Consider the following 21,829-nt stretch of genomic DNA (forward strand, 5'->3'; position numbering starts at 1 on the left):
CTCTGTATATGCATATGCATCAAGTAATTTAAAGTTCGTTAAACAAGACATCGGGAGGATAGAGTATGCGTAAACGAATCTCCGTAATATTTGCAGTAATACTATGTATAGCAATATTGCCTGTAAATTGTTTAGCAGCTTCTACTAATCTAAAAGCAACTTATAATAAGGGCGTTGTTGCTATAGATGGTAAAGGATATGAAGCAAGTAAGGATTATATGGTAAGAGTAGTTGATAAAGTAAATGACACCCTTAAAGCGATGGGACAGGTTCAAGCAAATGCGAATGGTACCATTTCAGGTTTGATTACGACAGGTGCTTTGGAAAAGGTAGAAGAGCATATTGTATATGTGAATGGAATGGATGGTAAATTGGTTTCATCAGCAACGTTGACTGGAAAGGTTGATCCAACACCAACACCAACACCAACACCAGCACCAGCACCAACACCAACACCAACACCAACGCCAAATCCGGTTCCAAATCCGAGTCAAGAGCCTACAATTAAAGATGGTTGCATCTCTTATGATCATGTAAAGCCTGATAAGGACGGAAATGTAAGTGTTGAAATTAAAGATGACCATGTAGATTCGGCGATTAATAGTGCTGCAACAGATGAACTTGGAGTAAAGAAACTCACCATAAAAATAGGAACTACAGATAATGCGAAGCGAAATACGGTAACGATCCCTGTAGGGAAAATAGCAGCAAAGACTGGAAAGATGGATGTCACAGTAAGCACTGGCTTTGGGGACATTGTATTAACAAATGATACGATTCATTCTCTAGCCAAAGATGTGAATAGTAAGGTCGATGTCATCATTAGCTCACTGAATAAGAGTAGCCTTACACCCATTGCAAGCGAAACGATAGGTAATAGAGCAGGTATTCAAGTATCTGTGTTACAAGAAGGCAAGCCTGTAAATGCGGATATTCAGATCGCCATTGCTTACAAGCCTGTAGGAAATGAAGCTGCAGATTATGAACATATCGTCGTATATCAAGTAGCTAAGGATGGCAGCTTGACCATCGTTTCAAATGGCAGATATAACAAAGAAACAGGCAAAGTTACTGTAAATGGCGTGGCGAATGGAACCTATGCGATAGGTTTTGTAAAGAAAACGTTTGAAGACACCGCCAAGCATAAATGGGCAGAAAAACAGATATCTGTACTAGCTTCCAAAAACATCATAGGAGGAACAAGTGAAATAACCTATTCTCCTCAAAAGAATATTACGAGAGCAGACTTCTTGAAGCTGCTAGTAAATACATTAGGACTTAAAACAGATATCAATGGAAACTTTGATGATATCGCAGCAAATGCTCATTACTCTAACGAAGTCGCTATAGCCAAAGCACTAGGCATAACATCTGGTTTAGGAAACAATAAATTTGAACCAAGTGCGCAAATTAGTAGACAAGACATGATGGTAATGGTAGAGAAAGCACTTCAAATTGCGGGTAAACCAGGTGTAGAAGGAAACAATGAGGATCTTCAGAGATTTAATGATACGGACAAGATCGCAAGTTATGCACGAAATAGTGTAGCATCCTTAATTAAAGAAGGAATTATTACAGGAGATGGCAGCAGGATCAATCCAACTGGCAAGACAACAAGAGCTGAGGCTGCCGTAATATTGTATAAGTTGTATAACAGATAAGCCCTATTAACATCTCAAACATTATAAAATGTAAAATGAAGGGAATGATTATACAATTATGAATAAGAAAAAAATCTTTAGTTCCATGATTGCATTATGTATGATATGTACTTCATTATTTGTCCCTACTTTTAGTGTTAAAGCAGCAGAAGGAACAGAATATTCTCTTAACAGAATACAAGCGCAATTCTTTGTGTCACCAGATGGAAAAGATGAAAATAAAGGTTCATATGATAAGCCGTTTGCAACTTTACAAGCTGCAAGAGATGCGGTTCGAAAAATTAATCAGAACATGACAGGTGATATTTACGTATTTATTTCAGAAGGTAAATATTATCTTGATGAAACGATTACTTTCAATGAAAGCGACTCTGGTACGAATGGTCATAAGATCATCTATAGAAATTTAGATGATTTGGCTAGTGCTGAAATTATCGGTGGTAAGCCTGTTGATACAGATTGGCAATTAGTTGGAAAAACCGGTGCTGATGCTGACTTACCAGCTGCTGCAGTAGGTAAGGTTTACAAAACTAACGTTGGCACTGATGTGATTTTTGATACTCTTTATGTAAATGATAGACGTGCAACATTAGCGCGTACTCAAAATTTAGATAAGTATAAAGACTTCCCTTCCGCTTTAACTCCATATATGAAAAGTGCAGGTGGCGGAATTGGTGACTTGATTTATACAAATGGGGATCTTGATCAAGAGTCAATTAACGGAATCGTAAACGCCCAAGTACGTGGAGACTTAGATGCCTCTGTTTATATGTGGGATGGCGGCTACTGGGATTGGATGACAGATACGATTCCAATTTCTGCAATTGATACTGCAAGTCGTAAGCTTACCTATAAAACCGTTCCAGGAAAACCGGAAATGTACAGACCTAAATATAATACAGGTACAAATGCAAGATATTTTGTACAAGGAAATTTAGGCTTCTTGGATGTTCCAGGTGAATATTATTTCAATAAAACGACTGGCGATTTGTATTATTATCCCGAAGGAAATATAAATGAAAATGAATTTATAATCCCTAAAGTCAAAGAAGTGATCCGTGTCGAAGGCTCAGATAAGGATCATATGGTTTCAAATATTGAATTCAGTGGCTTGCAATTGAAGGATACAAATACGACGGATTGGTATGCGTATGGTTGGAACTGGGGAGATGCAGGAGCAGGTTTAGGTTTCTATCCTCCGGAGGCTAAAGGAAGCACACAACCATCCTATGCTGAGCAAGCTGAAAGAATAGAGTTCCAATACGGTGTGATTACACTTACGAATACTAAAAATATTACGATTTCCAAAGCGCATATCAAAAATTCAGGCATGTTTGGAATTAATCTCTATTTGGCTAATCAAAACACAGTGATCGAGGATAGCCTTATTGAATATACAGGTCATGGAGGAATAAGCGTAGATGGCGGTTACCCTGGTGTGGCTGGAGATAAAAACGGAGATGGCTATAGCAGAGATAATACGATAACGAACACGATTGTTCATGATATTGGCGAGCTTATTGGTCAGGCATCAGGGATCACGATTCAGCAGTCAAGCTATAATACGGTATCTCATGTAGAGGTCTATAATTCACCAAGAAGAGGAATTTTTCTAACTGCCGGACATAGCCGTAACCCTAATGTATCTGCCCCAAATGGTGATAAAGATTTCAATATTATGACGGATATGTACACTCACCATAATAAAATTGAATATGTATATTTGCATGATGCTCAACAAGATGGTGGAGATGATGGAGCTTTCTTTGCATGTTATTTGTATAAGGGTGCAAATTACAAGCCTAACTACTTAAATCAAGCTATTATTGATAATACGGGCCCAAATCCTACTATGGTTGATTTTGGGCCTAATGACATTAACTTGGATATGGGAGCCTCAGGGTTAGAATTAAGCAATGTTAAAGCGACTAATCCAATGAACTTTAATATTGAAGTTAATACGATTCTTCAATATGGTGATGTCATAAAGTTTGATAATACGAATGTTAATTATGGGAAAATTGCAAATCATATTAAGGAATTTGACGACTCCAAGATGGAGTATGACAAAATTGGAGTAACATCGAATTATCCTAAGGAATATTTAACAGATAGAGATGTTATCACAGAGCCAGAATCTATTTATTTCAAAGAGAACTTTGAAAATGGACTAGATGATACGGCTTGGTCAACTCTAAATGGTCAGGCAAAAATTTCAACCGAATTCATGTCTGAAAGACCAATAAATGGTAAATCAAGTCTGGAACTGTTAGATAAAAGTCAAGTATACAAGAATTTCCCTGAAATGCTGAATAAAGTCGTTACTGTTAAGATGTTTGACAGACAAAATAATAATTTGGCAGCGTACGATTCAGGGCATCAAAATTCGGCTCGGGTTTCATCCATTGCACGAGTAGATGATGGTGGCAATATTATCGGTATAGGTTTGGATTATGATACTGCAGATAAATATATAATTCAAATGGGAGATCAAAAGGAACCTACTGTCATCGTTAGGACTTTTGGTTGGCATGAGCTAAAGTTCGACTATACATCAGGTACCGATGTAAAGCTGTATATTGATAATCAATTAGTTAAAACCTTACCTGCTTCCGGATTTGATTATATCTCGCTTGGTTCTGATAATGGCATAGGACAAGCTTTCTACGATGAGCTTTATGTATTTGGAGGAAACGAAGCAACATTGCCAATCCCGCCATCCAATATTCCGGCACCTCCAGCATATGATGGTTCAGATGTCAATAAGAAACAACTCATGCTGGATTTTGAAGATGGAGAAGTTCCTGCTTTTGACAAAGTAGGTGGTAATCCATCTGTAACAAGTGTTGTATATGATAATGGAAATAGTGGAAATCAAGTTTTAAAGGATGAGATTAGAGATGGAAATGATTTCTATGAATTGAATGCCCCTTGGAATAATTATCTGGTCAATATGAAATGGAAATTTGAAGGATGGGGGACAACGGATGTTCTTGGTGGTGTGTATGATAACTTTACGATTTATGTAATGGCATCCAATAAAGGTTTAACACCTGGTAAAGCACCATTATCCTATCAAGTAGTTTACAGAAGGAATAAAAATGGAACTACTGGCTTTGCAGCGGGGACACCTTATTTTGAAATATCGAAACATAGTGCCAGCTCAGATACATCATTAGGTAAAGTAGGGGTGCCAGAAGGATTTAATCCGAATGAGTGGCATAAATTGCAGATTCAAACCTTTGATGGCAAAGTTGGCTTTGTTTTGGATGGACAAGAAATGCTTTCTGCTAATGATGGTCAGTATAAATCAGGTGGAGTTGGCTTTGGAGGAATCAATGCAAATGTTTACCTGGACGATATTGAGATCATTTCCAATCCTAAATACGTAGATTATGAGAAAGATCTCGGACTAGGCAATGCGGTATTAAACGGCGACTTTAATCCTGATTATTATACTTATTATGCTGCTATAACGCATGCTGAGAACCCTGTTACAATCCAAAAACCTCATATCGTACTAGATGGTGCAGAGATTAAATTGCAGCTGAATGGCGAAGAGATTCCATTTGTAGATGGCAGTGCATCTATTTCACCAGATCAATTAGTTAATGGTAAGAATGCTCTGATATTATCAGAAATTTCTTCAGCAGGAAGTAAAGACTATACCATTTATATGAATAAGGATTATAAGATCACTTCCATAGAAGGTTTAGAAGATAATGTATCAACAGTTGTTGATCATGCTCCAAATTTACCAGCAGAGGTTACAGTTACTTTTGATAATGGTGATTCTCAGATTGCTAAAGTGAACTGGGATACAGTAAATCCATCATTGTATAAAGAACCAGGTACATTTACAGTAAAGGGTCAGCTTGCAAATCTAAAAGGAACATTAAGCACATTTAGCGTAAATGTATCAGTAGATGGTATAAAATCAATTGATAAGCTAGGTAATGTTACTACTCTTGCTGGTGTAGCACCAGAATTGGCGACAACAGTAAATGCACAGTATCTAAACGACACTAGAGTGCTGCCACTTACTTTTGCACAATTGGATACTTCCTTATATGCACAAGAAGGTACCATTATTGCAGTTGGTACAGCAGAAGGATATGCAGGAGATATTTTGCAAGTAGTAGAGGTACAGGATAATAATGATCCTAAACCTATATTAACGGCAGGGCAAGTGACTCGTTTAAGTGAGACTACAGCTTCCGTTTCATTTACAACAAGTAAAGACGGACAATATTATTATAAAGTAGTTGAAAGTGGAGCTAAAATACCAGTAATTGATACTAGTAAGGCCGGTGCTCCATGTAAAAAAGGACTAGTGCTAATTAGTATAGAAGGCTTAAAAACCGTAACTGCCAAAGATATTTATATTGTGGTTAAAAACGGTGATGTTGTGAGTGAAGTATTAAAGATGGAGATTCCTAAGTATACACCTGGTGCAGAAAGCGGATATACACTTGCAATTGGTAATGAGACTGCAGGTGGAGCTGGATATACTCGTGATATTACGATTGGTGGGGACAAAGGTAATGATTTAACGGGTAAGTATCTGGTAGTTCAATTTACGGAAGGAACAGGCGTTAATGCTAAGGTATCCGTAGTGATGATCGCGCCACAAAAAAATGAAGTTACTATATCCTATCAGAAACAAGGTACTGAAATAGAGACTTGGTTAACAAGCGGAATGCCAAACTTGATAGGAGAGAACATTGGTGTTGAAGTATTTGCTTTTATAAAAAGCAACTAAGATCGCTAGCTTACTGAACCCCTAGTGTGAAAATGTGATAAATTTCCAAACAGCCCCTTTTCCTAATGGAAACGGGGCTGTTTACATTTTAACCTGTGTAGATTAACCTGTTGAGATTTCTACAAAAGAGACTTTTTAGAGGAATTATTAAAAACATGAGTTACAGCACAAAGTTAAAGTTGTAGAAAAAGCAAAAAACATCAAATAGTTCAGTTTTTGAGATTGCTGATTTGAGATCAGCACGGCTACAATGCAAGTAACTCAGGATAAAGTTCATAAAGGAAGGGATAGGAACCATGAACAAAACAAAGACAGGATATATCATCCCCCATACACATTGGGATCGAGAATGGCGTTACCCTATATGGGAAAATAGATTGTACCTTGTAAAGCTAATGGACGAATTAATTGAGACCTTAGAAAATAACCCGGATTACAAAACATTTCTTCTAGACGGACAGGTTATTCCTATTTTGGACTACGTACAGGTAAGACCAGAAAACAGAGATAAGCTTGTCAAATTGATTAAGGATGGAAGAATAGATGTAGGGCCATGGTATACCTTGCCAGACCTTTACCCCATTAGCGGGGAATCCATCGTACGTAACCTTCTAAAGGGAAGAAGAGAGGCAGAAAAACTAGGGAATTGTTTGGATATCGGCTATGAGTCCTTCGGATGGGGACAGCCGTCACAGCTTCCGCAGATCTATAAGGAATTTGGAATAGATACGGTTATCGTATCCAAGAATGTAGACAAAAAACGAGCTCCACACTGTGAGTTCAAGTGGACAGGCAAGGATGGTACAAGCGTCTATGCAACAAGATTAGGTGAAGATGCAAGAGCTAACTTTTTTATGAATGCCTATATTCATATTATGAACGGTGTAGCTTACAAGTCGGATGACTACAATTTTGACATGGGGAATTATGGTCAAGTCTATCATCAGGCGGATAGCGAGAACTATATACAAGACTATTTCAAGATTGAGGATACAGAAAAAATACACCCAGAGGTTATAAAAGAAGCGGTTACTAAGGCATGGAATAGTATGAAGGACACACTTATACCAGATGACAGAGCAATGATGGATGGTACGGATTCCACAACGGCTCAACCTCAATTAATGAATCTGATACAGGCAATCAATGAACAATTTGACGACATCGAGTTTAAAAGCTCCACATTAGGAGAATATGTGAAGATTCTCAAGGAAAAGCTCAGCTTGGATGAGTTGATTGAGATCCACGGTGAAATGAGAGACGGACCAACAACCTCGTTGTCTGGGAATGCTCTAATGACAAGACCACATATCAAAACACTGAATAAAAAGGTTCAAAACAGCATGTTTAATCAGGCGGAGCCTTTATCTGTAGCCAATATGATGGCAGGTGGCAAGTATGATGAGTCATTCTTGCAATTAGCTTTAGATTACATGTTATTATCCCATGCGCATGACTCCATAAATGGAGTAACCCAAGATAAAACGGTAGACGATGTACTCTATCGATTAAACCAAGCTTTGGAAATATCAAATGCGATATCCAATAAAAGCTGTCAGGATCTGATCAGACATATTGATCTGTCACAATATAATCGCGAGGATATATTACTCGTGGTGTTCAATCCATATGCAAAGCCAAGAAATGAAATGGTAAAGGCCTATATTGATACCCCGCAAGTTCAAAATATATGGGAGTTTGACATTGTGGACTGTGATGGAAATGTATGTGAGTTGCAGCATATATCCAGAACAGAGGTAACATCCCCAGTGGTACAACTTCAGACAAGGCCGTTCCCTTATTACTCCGACCGTCATTGTGTAGTATTTAATACGGGAGAAATACCAGCAGGCGGCTATAAGGTATATAGATTGTGCAATAAAGTAGAGTTTAGTAGAAAAACAGAATTTTGGGCAAAGACTAGAACAACGGATGGGAAAGAAATAGCTACATCTTCTACATGTATGCAAAATGAATTTATCAAGGTTGAAGTGAATCCGAACGGAACCATTTCCATTCTGGATAAAGAAAATGGAAACTGCTTCGATAATCTCAATTACTTTGAAAGTACGGGAGATGTAGGCGATTATTGGATGTACTATCCTCCATATCATAATCAGACGTATAACAGCAAAGGCTGTAATGCCAGCATTTTCTTAATGGAGAATGGCAATCTTGCAGCTACTATTGGGGTTAAGCTTACCATGGAGTTACCTAAATATGCCTATCGTCCGGATAACTATGTAAGAGGCAAGAGTGAGCGTTCTGAACAAACAGAGCATTTGACCATAACGACTTATTATACATTAAAGAAAGACACCAAAAATGTAGAAGTTAAGGTTGAGATCGATAATAACTGTAAAGACCATCGTATGAGTGTTCTGTTTGATACAGGAATCCGAGCGAGATCTGTTGATGCGCAAGGGCATTTTACAGTAGACAACAGAGATGTTACACCACTTAAGGATGACAGAGGTCACTATTATAATGAATTACTAACCCAACCATTGCAGAACTTTGTGAGTATAGCAGATGATCATAAGGGCTTTGGAATTGTTACCGATTGCTTAGGAGAATACAGTGTATCGCCGGATTGTGAACATAAAGATGGTGGAGATGGAACGCTGTCCATGACTCTGTTTAGAGCTGTAAAAAATATTATCTGTACTGAATGGAGAAGTGCAGGGGTATTCCCAAATCAAGAGGGTGGACAATTGCAACAAAAGCTGGTGTACAACTATGCGATTTGCCCTATGAATTCAAGTTGGGAAAATAGTGATCTAAGTGAAATGGCGGATTGCTTCAATATTCCATTAAAGCCTGTTCAGACATGTGTTCCAGCGATGCTAGTCGAGAAATCAGAAGGAATCCTGCCGCCTAAACATAGCTTCTATCAAGTAACAGGTAAGTTAAGCGTATCCTGTATCAAAAAGGCTGAGGATAGCAACAGCATCATTGTACGTTTATTTAACCCATATCCTACGGAGCAAAGTGGAAGTATTATTTTTGGATGTGATGTACAAAACGTGTGCATGACGAATCTGAATGAGGAAGAAATGGCCGCTTCAAGTTTAAATATTATTGATAACACTGTAGAACTTAATATCAAGCCTAATAAGATCGTAACTCTGAAGTTAGATCTAGCGTAAAGTTTAAAATCTGATAGATAGAAAGGAAATTACAATGCTGCAACAATATAATATGAAAGATGAATTAATTGGGTTTATCAATCTTGAAACTGGCGGAGATGGACTATTTCAACTTGGAAAAGACGGAGTTAAAGAAATTTTAACTCCTCTTGACAAAAAAGTAGAATTTATTTTATTTGAAGATAAAACCTTATGTTATGTAAAATCTGCAATGGGCTATCCAGCCATATATCCGGTATATAAACCGAAGTATGAAGGAAATGCAAAAGCTATACTGATGGACTTAGACGGTACAAGTGTGCATAGTGAAAGCTTTTGGATGTGGATTATAGAGCAGACTGTATCGAGACTTACCAAAAATGCTAAATTTACATTAGAGGCTAGTGATGAACCGCATGTTTCGGGGCATTCGGTGTCCGAGCATTTGCAATACTGTATAGACAAATATTGCCCTAATCAGACAGTAGAAGAGGCAAGAAAACACTACTTTGCAATTACAGAATATGAAATGAATGAGATACTGCATGGCAGGGGAAAGACAGATGCATTCACACCTGCTCCTGGACTTAAAGATTTCTTATATGAGTTGAAAGCCAAAAACATCAAAATAGGTTTAGTCACTTCAGGCCTATATAATAAGGCGATGCCTGAGATCATATCTGCCTTCAAAACGCTGGGAATGGGAGAACCGCTAGATTTTTATGATGCGATCATTACAGCAGGGCAAGCATTGGTAAAAGGGCAAGTAGGAACGATGGGAGAGCTCGCCCCAAAACCTCATCCATGGCTGTATTCTGAAACTGCAAGAGTTGGACTTGGTCTAACTGAAGAAGACAAGGGACATGTATTGGGATTTGAAGATTCATCAGCCGGGGTTGTATCGATCAGGCTGGCTGGTTTTTCAGCTATTGGAATCAATGGAGGAAACATCAGAAAGAGTGGAGTGCAGTCCTTATGCTTAAAAGAATATGATAATCTTTGTGATGCACTGCCGTTAATTTCATCCTAAATATACCTTAGTTAGTAAGCGTTGAGCCGAGCGAAATCCAGGTATCCACTCCTGATTTTCGTTCGGCTTTTTCTTTCCCATCGGATTCAGATTTAACCTAGTTAACTATCGTTTTTCATTGAAATCTTATAATGAGAGAGGGGTACTCCGAAATACTTCTTGAACAATGTATAAAAATAGTTCAAATCTTCCCAACCGCATTCCTCCAAAATCTCTTTGGTCGTTAGATTGTTTTTGTTCAGCAATTCTTTTACCCGAGTCATTCGTACGTCCGTAATATATTCAGCAACCGATTTACCTGTTGCTTCTTTGAATAATCTTCCCAAATATACCTTGGACATTTGAAGTTCATCGGCAATAATGTTTAGGCTTAGATTCTTATCCTGATATTGTTCTTCGATCATTTTCTTGATGCGACTGGTGATGTTATTGCGTTTGTTGTACTTCATGACATCTATAGTCGAGCTGATTTCAGCAAATAAAGATTCAAAGGTCTGGTTGATTTCTTCGATAATCTCAAAAGAGTCTATTTCGGAGTAAAACGTACGAAATACACCCGATATACGGGGATTGTTGTTGTCTGCAACGGAGTGGAAGGAACTGCTGATCATAAACATAAGATGCATAAATGAGGAGAGCATCGTTTCATAAGGTGTACCTTTCAAGCTTTCAACAATCTCGTAATAGTATCTCGTTGCTTTCTCAATATGTCCAAGCTTTAACGAATCCAGAAGCAGTCTAGCCTTTGCTTCAGGGAAAGACAACGGACTTCCACTGATGCCTGCTCGGTAGGCGGGGGTAATGATGCTGCCATGTCCGGCTGTCAGACGGTTTAAAGAAAGGGTAAGCGTGTCAGAATACGTCTCGCTTAAAAGATCACGGGATTCGATTGGCTCACTGATCGTAACGGAAAGAGAGAAATGCAAATATTCACACACGGAATGCTGTATACTTTGCACCATCGCTATGATGCCTTGTTCTTGTTCATTATCCGATCCTGAACATTGTAAGAGTAACACGAGTTTATCGGTATCCATATCAATGACATCACTTGTGCATTTTGCTGAAGCAATCGCTTGAATAATGTTAGCGATTCCATATTTCAGCAGGTTACGTTCTCTCTCATTATAACGGTCCAGGAATAATGGATAGTGGTCAATCCGGAATACAATCATCCGGAGTGGAGCGCTCAAATCTATGTTGATGCCGAGTTCCGCTTTTTGGGATTTTAACTCCTTGTGGATGACGTCCTTAATGCCTAAGATTAACTCTTTTAACCAGTTGTTTTTTAGGGATTGACGTTGATCACGCTGCTTACGCTCCAATTCATCATTCTTAAGACGAACGTTCTCTATAAGTCTTCTGAACGGAGAATATAAAGATCTCGACATGATATATGAAAATAATAACCCTAATAGCAGTACGATCAAACTTGTGAATATGGTCGACGATTTGACGGCATTTAATGGTGACATGAAGGATTTGTATGAAGTTCGGCTTATAAATTTCCACTTTGGTGTTTCTGAGGACACGTAAGTAATATTGTAGGATTGTCCATCGATATTCGATTTAAAACTGCCTGATGCCTGTTCTGAAGCTAAAACGGTCCGGACATACTCCTCATCCCGAATATTCCGTAGGAACATATTTTCCGAAGCGTGATTTATCACCGTTCCGCTTGCGTCGATCACGACAATATCGTTTCCGGTAACGGAGGTTTTGATGTTTAAGGAAGCGATGAGTTCCCGTAGAACATTAGCTTTAATGTTAACAACAACCGCTTCACGCGGTTTTTTTTCAAAACTTGTTTTGTAAGGAAGCACATACGTGTAAACGTTTCCAACTCTGGTTAACGAATTAGGGCTTGGAATTTTACGAGCGATCGGTGTTGTGGTTGAAGATTGGGTATCCCAATTCCGCAGTAAGTTTACTGCATCTTGATCGTAAAATTGTTTGAGCGAATAGTAACCACCGTTTTCTGTGGAGGTAATCCGATCTAAAGGTATAGAAATCGTGTATACCGAATGAACGTAATCCGTCGTAACGACAAGCTGGTCCAAATTTCGTAGAGCATTATCGAGTAGCATCTTGTCTCCGTTCGGATTATACAAAAGATTGGAAACGTGAGGTCCGACAATGGCCGAAGACATGAATTTTTGAGCAAGGCTATCCATGTAATTCATACTGTAGCTAATTTGATACAGTATGGAAGTGTCTTTTCGGCTCTCGTTAGCCAACGAGGCTCTTACGTAATTGTAATACAAGAGGGCTGACAACCCTAGAATGAGCAGCGTAACGGTTGCAGTAAAAGTTAGCAGCATTTTGATGTACAAGTTTGTTTGTTTAAAGCTTTTTATAGGCACACCCATAGTATATTCACTCCCCTCCTTGGTGCTGCCTTCATTATATTTCGACGTTCCCTCTCACTTACCTTCCTGAAATAAGTATATTGAACCATATCTGTTTAAATATCAAAAATTTAATGAAATGTATATTTTTTAATAAAACGATGTCCACAAGGAATTAAAGAAAACGATGTTTTTTTCGGTTTGAAGCAAATGAGTAAACGGCTATGATGAGGTTGCTCGAGTGACTCTAGAAAGAAGGAGAAGGTTTATGAACAATAATATGCCAGCTACAACTGTCGTAAAGGGAAAGCTTAAACAGCCTCAACACCGGTTTCGGTTCACTTTTTTTAAAGAGATAGTAAAACGCTGGCCATTTTATGTCATGGTTTTGCCAGGACTGCTTTTTATTCTCATATTCAATTACTTACCGATGTTCGGGGTGATTATTGCTTTCAAGGACTATAATCCTGTAGCGGGAATACTGGCAAGTGAATGGATCGGATTTAAAAACTTTGAATTTTTCTTCGAATCTGATCTTGCTTGGAGAGTTACCTTTAATACGATCTTTTACAACTTGGTCATTCTAGGATTGGTTACGAGCATTTCTATTGTGTTTTCCATCCTCTTGCAGGAAACAGGAAGTAAGCTTCGTACGGGATTGTACAAAAGTATTATGCTCATGCCGTTTTTTCTATCATGGGTGGTAGGAGAGTATATTGTTTATACCTTACTGAATACGGATCAGGGGCTAGTGAATGGAATTCGTGAATCACTAGGACTTGAAGCCATTCAGTGGTATGGAGAACCTTCATACTGGCGATTTATTATGCCGCTAGCCTACCTTCTTAAGCAAGTGGGATATACTTCAGTGATTTATGTTGCGGCAATAACAGGGATTTCACCTGAATACTATGAAGCGGCCGAAATAGATGGCGCTAGCAAGTGGCAGAAAGCATGGTATGTGACTATTCCGCTCTTGATGCCTGTAGTGATTATTCTGACGCTTCTGTCGCTGGGGAGAATTTTCAACGGCGGGCTTGGTGACTGGAGTGCGTTCTACACGTTGCCACGGGAATCGGGGATATTATTCTCGACGACGGACGTCATCGATACGTATGTGTTTAGAGCATTACGAACCGTGAATGATATCGGGATGTCCTCAGCGGTAGGCTTATACCAGGCTGTTGTAGGATTGATCCTTGTCCTTATCTGTAATTATTTGGTGAAAAAATATGATCCCGAGAGCGCAATGTTCTAGACTGCTGATGAAGGAGCGTGTTGATATGGAAGGGTCTCTGTCTCTAGTAAAAAGAAGGGGAACATTCACGAAGCTTGTAGTCAATATAATTTTCATTATTTACAGTTTAATGTGCCTCATTCCGATATGGATGGTGCTGTCCGTTTCTTTAACTCATGAAAAATCGATTATCACAGAGGGATATCACCTTTTCCCAAAAGACTTTAGTCTCGCGGGCTATTGGTATGCATTCTCCGGCTCTACATCCATCCTGAATGCATACAAGATAACCATCCTTGTAACGGTCGTTGGTACGATTCTTCATTTGCTTATCACCTCCATGTTGTCGTATGCCATTTCAAGACCTGAGGTGAGGTACAGAAATCAGATCGCCTTTTTGGTATTCTTTACGATTTTGTTTAATGGGGGATTAGCACCATATTACATATTGATCACGAAATATCTCCATTTGAAGGATACATTGTTTGTCTTGATCGTCGTATTGCTACTGTCCCCAGTGCATGTAATGATCATGCGCAACTTCTTCAAGGCACTGCCAGACTCCATTACGGAAGCGGCGAGAATCGACGGTTCAGGGGAGTTCAACACTTTTTTTCGGATTGTACTACCGCTGTCTACTCCAGTTCTTGCAACGATCGGACTCTTTATCGCCATCGCCTATTGGAATGACTGGTTTACCAGTGCGCTCTTCATCGAGAATAACAAACTTTATTCTCTCCAATATTTGCTCCAGTCCTTATTAACGAATATTCAGTATTTACTTAGTAATGACAGTGCATCCAGATCTATTGAAAAGGCCGTGGGTATCCTTCCGGGAGAAAGCGCCAGAATGGCTGCCTGTATCCTTTCGATTGGACCCATTATTGTAATGTATCCGGTTTTGCAGCGGTATTTTGTAAAGGGTCTTACACTTGGTGCTGTGAAAGCTTAGAACCCAAAAACATAAATTTCATGAAAAGTATCCTTTTTAAAGAGTTTAATGGTTTCTTAATTGAAGGAAAATATACTTTTTTCGGTAGGCAACTATTCTTCCGGGCAGTAATGTGAAAATAGCAATGAGAAACACTATAGCTTCTACCATGATGGAGGTGATGCTTACCGGGAACATACCATAAGGCGGCAAGGTGGCGTTGAAATATACCTCTTAGGATCTTCTTCATAACTTCCTTACAAATGTTCAACTTACAGCTCAGGGTTACGGATAGGTCATACAAATCCTTGTTGAAGAGAAAAAAGGAGGTCAATATGTTTAAATTGAAAAAACTTTTAACTACTTCAATCATATTCATGTTCATTGTGGTTCTAACGCTTAGCGGATGTGGATCGAAATCCGAATCCGAAGCGCCTTCGAATGAACCCACGAATAAATCCACGAATAAACCCACGAATGAACCGGCGAAGCAAGAAGAGCCTGTAGAATTATCATTTTACATCGCAAACTCTCCGGTGAAAGATATGGATCGAATTATGGAGGCTGCAAATAAGATTATTAAGGAAAAGATCAATGCTACGTTAAAGCTTGTCGTTACCGATTGGAGCGCGTATCCGCAAAAATTAAATCTGATGATATCGTCCGGAGAATCGTTTGACCTTGCCTTTACCGGCAGCTTCGGAGAATTGAACTACTTCCAGAATGCCTCCAAAGGAGCCTATAAAGATATCACTGAGCTGCTGGATCAGTACGCGCCGGTGACAAAATCAAGAGTACCCGACAGTATTTGGAATGGAGTTAAAGTAAACGGAAAAATTTACGGTTCCATTAACTATCAGGTATGGGGAATGGCTGGAGCAAAAGGTGTACAGTTAAGAAAAGATTTTGCCGACAAATATAATTTCGATTGGAAGTCAATGAAGAATTGGGAAGATTTAACCCCATTTCTGGATGCTGTGAAAAAGGGAGAGCCCGGCATCATTCCTTGGGAATATAGCAACCAAGCCGATAACTTTGCAGATATGCCGATCATGTATGGCATGGATGCAGTAGCCGACAATAAAATTCCCGGATGGATCAGGATTAACGATAAGGATATTAAGGTATTCAACCAGTATGAAACGGAGGAATATAAGGGTTATCTGAAGACGTTCAGAAACTGGTATGTGAATGGATACATCAAGAATGATGCCGCAACGATGAAAGATTATGTCCCGGATAGGAAAGCTAAACGGATTGCTGCATTATACGCCAACCCGTATCCTGACCTGGTTGATATGCCTGAGTTGGAGGCTCAAAGCTTTATGTCTATGGCGCCGGTGGAGGATAAGGTATACTCTTACTCCAAAAGGTTCACCGAGCCATTCATATCTGCAAATGGTCCTTCCACCGCTCTAGTCGCGGTTGGGGCTAATTCAAAGCATCCGGAGAAGGCGGTTGAACTGATTGAACTGATAAATACCAACGATGAATTGTTCCATCTTATAGCTTTCGGCGAAGAAGGAAAGGATTACAAGAAAATAGGCGAGAAGCAAGTTGAAATGATTCCGGACATGTACAATTTTAATTATAGCGAGTGGGAAATTGGACAGTCGTACGGCAGAATGCTGTGGGATCAAAATACCAATGTAGAAACTCAGGAGAAGATGCTGGCCATCATTTACGAAGCTGATAAAACGGCTACGGTATCCCCGGTGATGGGCTTCGTTTTCGACTCGGAACCTGTGAAGACCCAAATTGCCAACGTGGACGCGACCTTGAAGGAATACCTCTACACGCTCAATTCCGGTTCAGTAGAACCTGACAAGTACTATGATGAATTTATAAACAAACTGAAAAAAGCCGGAGCTGACGACATTATTGCTGAAAAGCAGAAGCAAATTGACGAATGGAGAAAAGCGAACGGTAAATAAGAGAGCACATTATAGCCCCCTATCATGAACAATAGTCATTTGATAGGGGGTTCATTTTTTTGATTTTAAAAATCTTAAAACATAGTGAAATATACACTTTTTGGAGAATGTTAATGCAAATTATCAAAGGAAGGTACGCATTTTTCTGTATCTAATTTTTCTTTGACCTTTTATGGTCGGCAATCAGGTGAGCAAGACGGTTCAGTTCGAGACGGGAACTAGCATCGATTCTTTACAGGCTTTGGTTAAATATTTTGCGAGCAACAAAGAAATCGACAATACTGGCATTGCCAATAGTCTTCAGGCCAAATTGAAGAACAACAATTTGAACAGCTTTGTACATGAAGTGCAGGCGCAAATTAGGAAGCATATTTCAAGCGAAGCGGCGGAATATTTGCGGCGAGACGCACAGTATATTTTGGTGCAGAAGTAGCCTTATTTCTAAAAGGAGAAGGACCTTATTTATAAACGATTTAAGAATAGGAGGTTTTTTCTCATGGTATTCCATGTCAAACTGTACAACAAAGCAAGCTTTGTCATGTGTCTTTTCATGCTTTTTGCTACGGTAGTACCTGTTTTTCCGGCCACGGTTCAAGCAGCCGTTCAGACGGCATTTTATGTAGCCCCGAATGGCAGCGACTCCAATCCGGGCACACAGTCTCAGCCGTTTGCTACGCTTACGAAATCCCGCGATGTGGTTAGGGCGATTAACAGCAATATGACAGGAGATATCAATGTATACGTGGCTTCAGGTAATTATTACGTAAACAACACGATTTCCTTTGATGAAAGAGATTCGGGCACCAATGGATATAATGTTGTCTACACGAATTTGGACGGCCTCGGTACGGCGAAATTCATTGGTGGCAATAAAGTGACCTCTGCTTGGAGTCCGGTAACCCGTACAGGCGCCGATGCAGACTTGCCCGTCAGTTCCGTTGGGAACGTCTATAAAACCTATGTCGGCACAGGGATTCAGTTCAATACACTATACGTCAACGATACCAGGGCTGTCATGGCCAGAACTAGTAATTTAAATGTCGATCCTAGATTTCCTGCCTCTCAAACGGATTATATGAGATCCGCCGGCGGTGGAATCAGCACCTTAATCTATAACTCCGGCGATATTGATGCGGTATCCTTAGCCGGATTAGTGAACGCGCAAACACGCAGCGACTTAGACGCACAGGTGTATATGTGGGACGGCGGATATTGGGATTGGATGACGGATACCATCCCGATTGCTGGTATTAATACTTCTACGCGTACTGTTCAATTTAAAACCAATCCGAATAATGCTGCGGCATACCGTCCCAAATATAAGACCGGTACGAATGCAAGATACTTCTTGCAGGGCAATCTGGGGTTCTTGGATCAACCCGGTGAATACTATTTCAACAAAAAAACGGGATATTTATACTACTATCCACTAGCAGGTTCAGGAAGCATTGACAATCAGGACATCGTGATCCCTGCTGTCCAGAAAATCATTGATATCAAAGGCGCTTCCCGTACAAGCATGGTATCGCATATCACTTTTAATGGCTTGGAATTTAAAGATACGGAATTCTCGGACTACTACAGCTACGGGTGGAACTGGGGCGATGCTGGTGCAGGATTAGGTTATTATCCGCCGGCTGCGGCGGGAAGCACACAGCCGTCATACGCCGAGCAGAGCGAAAGAGTGGAGTTCCAGGTTGGTGTCATTACGTTGACCAATACGAGTAACATCACGATCAGCAATTCGCATATTAAAAATGCGGGCATGTTCGGGATCGAACTCTATCTAGCGAACCAGTATACAAATATCAATAACTCCCTGATCGAATATACCGGACATGGCGGTGTGAATATTGAAGGCGGATATCCCGGGGTAGCCGGGGACGCAAACGGGGACGGATACAGCCATCATAATACGGTTACCAATACGATGATCCATGATATTGGACAGCTGGTTGGTCAATCCGCAGGGATTACCATCAATAATTCCGGCTATAATACGTTCTCGCATCTTGAAATCTACAACTCGCCAAGAAGAGGGATTTTTGTAACAGGAGGTTGGAACCGTAATCCGAACGTTGCCTTTCCGAACGGCGATAAGAACTACAATCCGATGACTGATTTGTATTCGCATCATAACACGTTTGAATATGTTTATCTGCATGACATGCAGCAGGATGGTGGAGATGACGGTGCATTCTTCGCCTGCTATTTATATCAGGGCCAAACCAATTATAAGCCCAACTATATCAATCAGATGGTCATTGACAATGTGGGAGCAAATACAAGCATGACAGACATCGCCCCCAATGGCATGAATCTGGATATGGGTACTTCCGGATTTGAATTGCGAAATGTTAAAATCGTAAATCCGCAGCATTTTAATTTTGAAGTTGGCGGCTATAATGCAAAATATGCATTAATCAACACAAATATTGACTTTGGCACCGCTTATAATCAAGTCGCCACCTTTAATGACGCTTTAATGGATTATGCGAACATCGGTGTCGGGGCTAATTTTCCAAGTGTCTATTTACCCGCAACAGTTTCATTTCAAGAACCGGACAATATTTATTTCAAAGATGATTTCGAAAATGGAATGGATTGGACGAAGTGGGTTTATAAAGGTATGAGACCTGTTGTGACCACGGAATGGATGTCTGAAGGCGTTCTTCATGGCAAAAAAGCGTTGACAATACACAGCGATGCTGCACCAAGCGGTTCAAAACCGGTGTTGTACAGAGACTTCGGCGGTTCGCTCAATAAAATCGTCACTGTAAAAATGTTCGATCGTCAAAGCAGTAACTTAGTTCCTTACGATTCCGGCACGACTATCTCTTCAACGGTGAAATCACTGGCTCGAGCAGACAATGGTGTTCAGGTTGTAGGGATAGGGCTGGATACGACGGTAAGCGATAAATATTACGTTGTTATGAATGGATCAACCGAAACGGCAACCACGGTTCCTCGAACCTATGGCTGGCATGAGCTGAAATGGGATTATACAAGCGGAAGTGACGTGAAGCTGTACATTGACGGCGCGCTGGTTCAGACCTTAACCACCATATCCAATTTTAATCGTGTCGAGCTCGGGTCTGGCGATGGTATTGGCGTGAGTTATTACGATCAGTTATATATTTATGGGGGTACAGTAACCCCTCTGCCTGATCCGCTGCCGACACCTTCTGCACCGATTCCTGGCAAGATTGAAGCGGAAGATTTCAATGATATGTCAGGCATTCAGGCGGTTACAGCCTCAGAGGGCACTTTTGCTGCGGGCTATTTAGACGCTGGTGACTGGATAGACTATCGTGTCAATGTCGCGACTGCCGGCACCTATAAGGTGAATTATCGGGTGGCCGTTAATGGGGGATACACCGGTGAAGTTCAGCTGCAGGTGAACGGAGTCAATCTGAAGACCACTTCATTCCCGAGTACAGGCGGCTGGCAAAATTGGGCGACAGTAAGCGATACCGTAACACTAAGCGAAGGACCTCAGACGATAAGACTCTATATTACCAAAAACGGGTGGAACCTGAATTGGTTCCAGATCGAGAAGATTGTGCCGATCCCTGGCAAGATCGAAGCGGAAAATTATAACGCGATGTCGGGCGTACAAACGGAACCATCATCAGAAGGCACGTTGAATGTAGGTTATATCGACGCTGGCGATTGGATGGATTATAACGTTAATGTCGCGACCACCGGTATCTATACGGTGAATTATCGGGTAGCCGTTAATGTAGGATACACCGGTGAAGTCCAACTGCAGGTGAACGGAGTCAATCTGAAAACAACGTCAATCCCAAGTACAGGCGGATGGCAAAATTGGGCGACGGTAAGCGATACGGTGACACTAAGTGCAGGACCTCAGACGATACGGCTGTACGCCAGCAAAACCGGTTTGAATCTGAATTGGTTCCAACTGCTAGCACCGACGACAACGCCAAGCACTGACACCATTCAGGCTGAGAACTATAGCTCGCATAGGGGAGTTGCGACCCATAGCATTGGAACAGGGACTGTCGTTGGCAATATAGATCCAAGCGATTGGATGGTATATAACGGTATCGATTTCGGTACGGGTATCAATCAGTTCATGGCCAATGTAGGCGTCGATCCTGCTTATGCAGGTAAGCAGCTCCAGTTAAGGCTTGACAGCACGACCGGACCATTAATTGGTACATTAACCATAAGCTCAACTGGCGGATGGGATACTTACGCAACGCAGACATGCGCCGTATCTGGCGTGAGCGGAGTGCATAATTTGTATATTGTTGCTGCCGGAAGTGGAGACGGAGTGGGTAATATCGACTGGTTCAAGTTCAATGTAAATAATACACCACCGGCGGATGCCACCTTTACTGCCGATGTGACAGCACCAACCAACATCGACTTCAACGTAACGATTCACTATCCGGATGACGCAGCGGTGAAGGAATATAAAGTGGGTACTGATGGTACGTGGTCACTGTACACCTCTCCGATTGTCATGACTGCGAACAGCACGGTCTATGCGAGAAGTACGGATGATGTGGGCAACATATCGAATATTACCAGCTATGAAGTCAGCAATATCGACAAGATCGCACCCGAGAGCAGTGCAGCCGTCACGCCGTCTCAACCCGAAGGGCAGAACGGCTGGTACGAACATCCGGTTACGCTTGAGCTTGCCTCCTCGGACCATGGATCGGGTCAGCTTATTACATTGTCAACGATGGAGAGGAACAAACCGGAAATTCGGTAGTCCTCACGGAAGAAGTCGTTCATAAACTGGAATACTGGAGCGTAGACAAGG

The 21,829-nt window shown here is 40.7% G+C and carries 10 protein-coding genes; 9 read left to right on the plus strand and 1 reads right to left on the minus strand.

Annotation, left to right across the window (positions count from 1 at the left end):
- Window positions 1–65: 65 nt before the first annotated feature.
- The 4 genes from MHH52_RS03555 to MHH52_RS03570 all read left to right on the plus strand — a co-directional run bounded on the left by MHH52_RS03555 (window position 66) and on the right by MHH52_RS03570 (window position 10,581).
- Window positions 66–1,661, plus strand: a complete 1,596-nt coding sequence (locus tag MHH52_RS03555; protein ID WP_340006687.1) for an S-layer homology domain-containing protein — start codon at window positions 66–68, stop codon at window positions 1,659–1,661.
- Between the two features lie 58 nt (window positions 1,662–1,719).
- Window positions 1,720–6,423: an Ig-like domain-containing protein gene (locus tag MHH52_RS03560; RefSeq protein ID WP_340006689.1), complete on the plus strand. Its 4,704-nt coding sequence runs from the start codon at window positions 1,720–1,722 to the stop codon at window positions 6,421–6,423.
- 296 nt (window positions 6,424–6,719) lie between these two features.
- Window positions 6,720–9,572, plus strand: coding sequence for a glycoside hydrolase family 38 C-terminal domain-containing protein (locus tag MHH52_RS03565; protein WP_340006690.1), 2,853 nt, complete (start codon window positions 6,720–6,722; stop codon window positions 9,570–9,572).
- 52 nt (window positions 9,573–9,624) lie between these two features.
- The gene (locus MHH52_RS03570) at window positions 9,625–10,581 is read left to right on the plus strand and encodes an HAD family phosphatase (RefSeq protein ID WP_340006691.1); all 957 of its coding nucleotides are present in this window, start codon (window positions 9,625–9,627) and stop codon (window positions 10,579–10,581) included.
- A 101-nt stretch (window positions 10,582–10,682) separates the two neighbouring features.
- Here the strand turns inward: MHH52_RS03570 and MHH52_RS03575 are convergent, their stop codons facing one another.
- Entirely contained in the window at window positions 10,683–12,950 is a 2,268-nt protein-coding gene (locus tag MHH52_RS03575) for a helix-turn-helix domain-containing protein (RefSeq protein WP_340006693.1), read from the minus strand.
- A gap of 247 nt (window positions 12,951–13,197) precedes the next feature.
- Here MHH52_RS03575 and MHH52_RS03580 point away from each other — a divergent pair, with 247 nt between their 5' ends.
- The 5 genes from MHH52_RS03580 (at window position 13,198) to MHH52_RS03600 (ending at window position 21,778) form a co-directional block, all read left to right on the plus strand.
- The gene (locus MHH52_RS03580; RefSeq protein ID WP_313640748.1) at window positions 13,198–14,187 is read left to right on the plus strand and encodes an ABC transporter permease subunit; all 990 of its coding nucleotides are present in this window, start codon (window positions 13,198–13,200) and stop codon (window positions 14,185–14,187) included.
- Window positions 14,188–14,212: 25 nt separating this feature from the next.
- Window positions 14,213–15,118: a carbohydrate ABC transporter permease gene (locus tag MHH52_RS03585; RefSeq protein WP_313640749.1), complete on the plus strand. Its 906-nt coding sequence runs from the start codon at window positions 14,213–14,215 to the stop codon at window positions 15,116–15,118.
- A 314-nt stretch (window positions 15,119–15,432) separates the two neighbouring features.
- Window positions 15,433–17,031: an ABC transporter substrate-binding protein gene (locus MHH52_RS03590; RefSeq protein ID WP_340006694.1), complete on the plus strand. Its 1,599-nt coding sequence runs from the start codon at window positions 15,433–15,435 to the stop codon at window positions 17,029–17,031.
- A gap of 172 nt (window positions 17,032–17,203) precedes the next feature.
- Window positions 17,204–17,464 (plus strand): hypothetical protein, encoded by a 261-nt coding sequence (locus MHH52_RS03595; RefSeq protein WP_340006695.1) that lies wholly within the window; start codon window positions 17,204–17,206, stop codon window positions 17,462–17,464.
- A 63-nt stretch (window positions 17,465–17,527) separates the two neighbouring features.
- Window positions 17,528–21,778, plus strand: coding sequence for a carbohydrate-binding protein (locus MHH52_RS03600; RefSeq protein WP_340006698.1), 4,251 nt, complete (start codon window positions 17,528–17,530; stop codon window positions 21,776–21,778).
- Window positions 21,779–21,829: the final 51 nt, after the last annotated feature.

Source organism: Paenibacillus sp. FSL K6-0276, from assembly GCF_037977235.1.
Taxonomy (GTDB): Bacteria; Bacillota; Bacilli; order Paenibacillales; family Paenibacillaceae; genus Paenibacillus_AQ.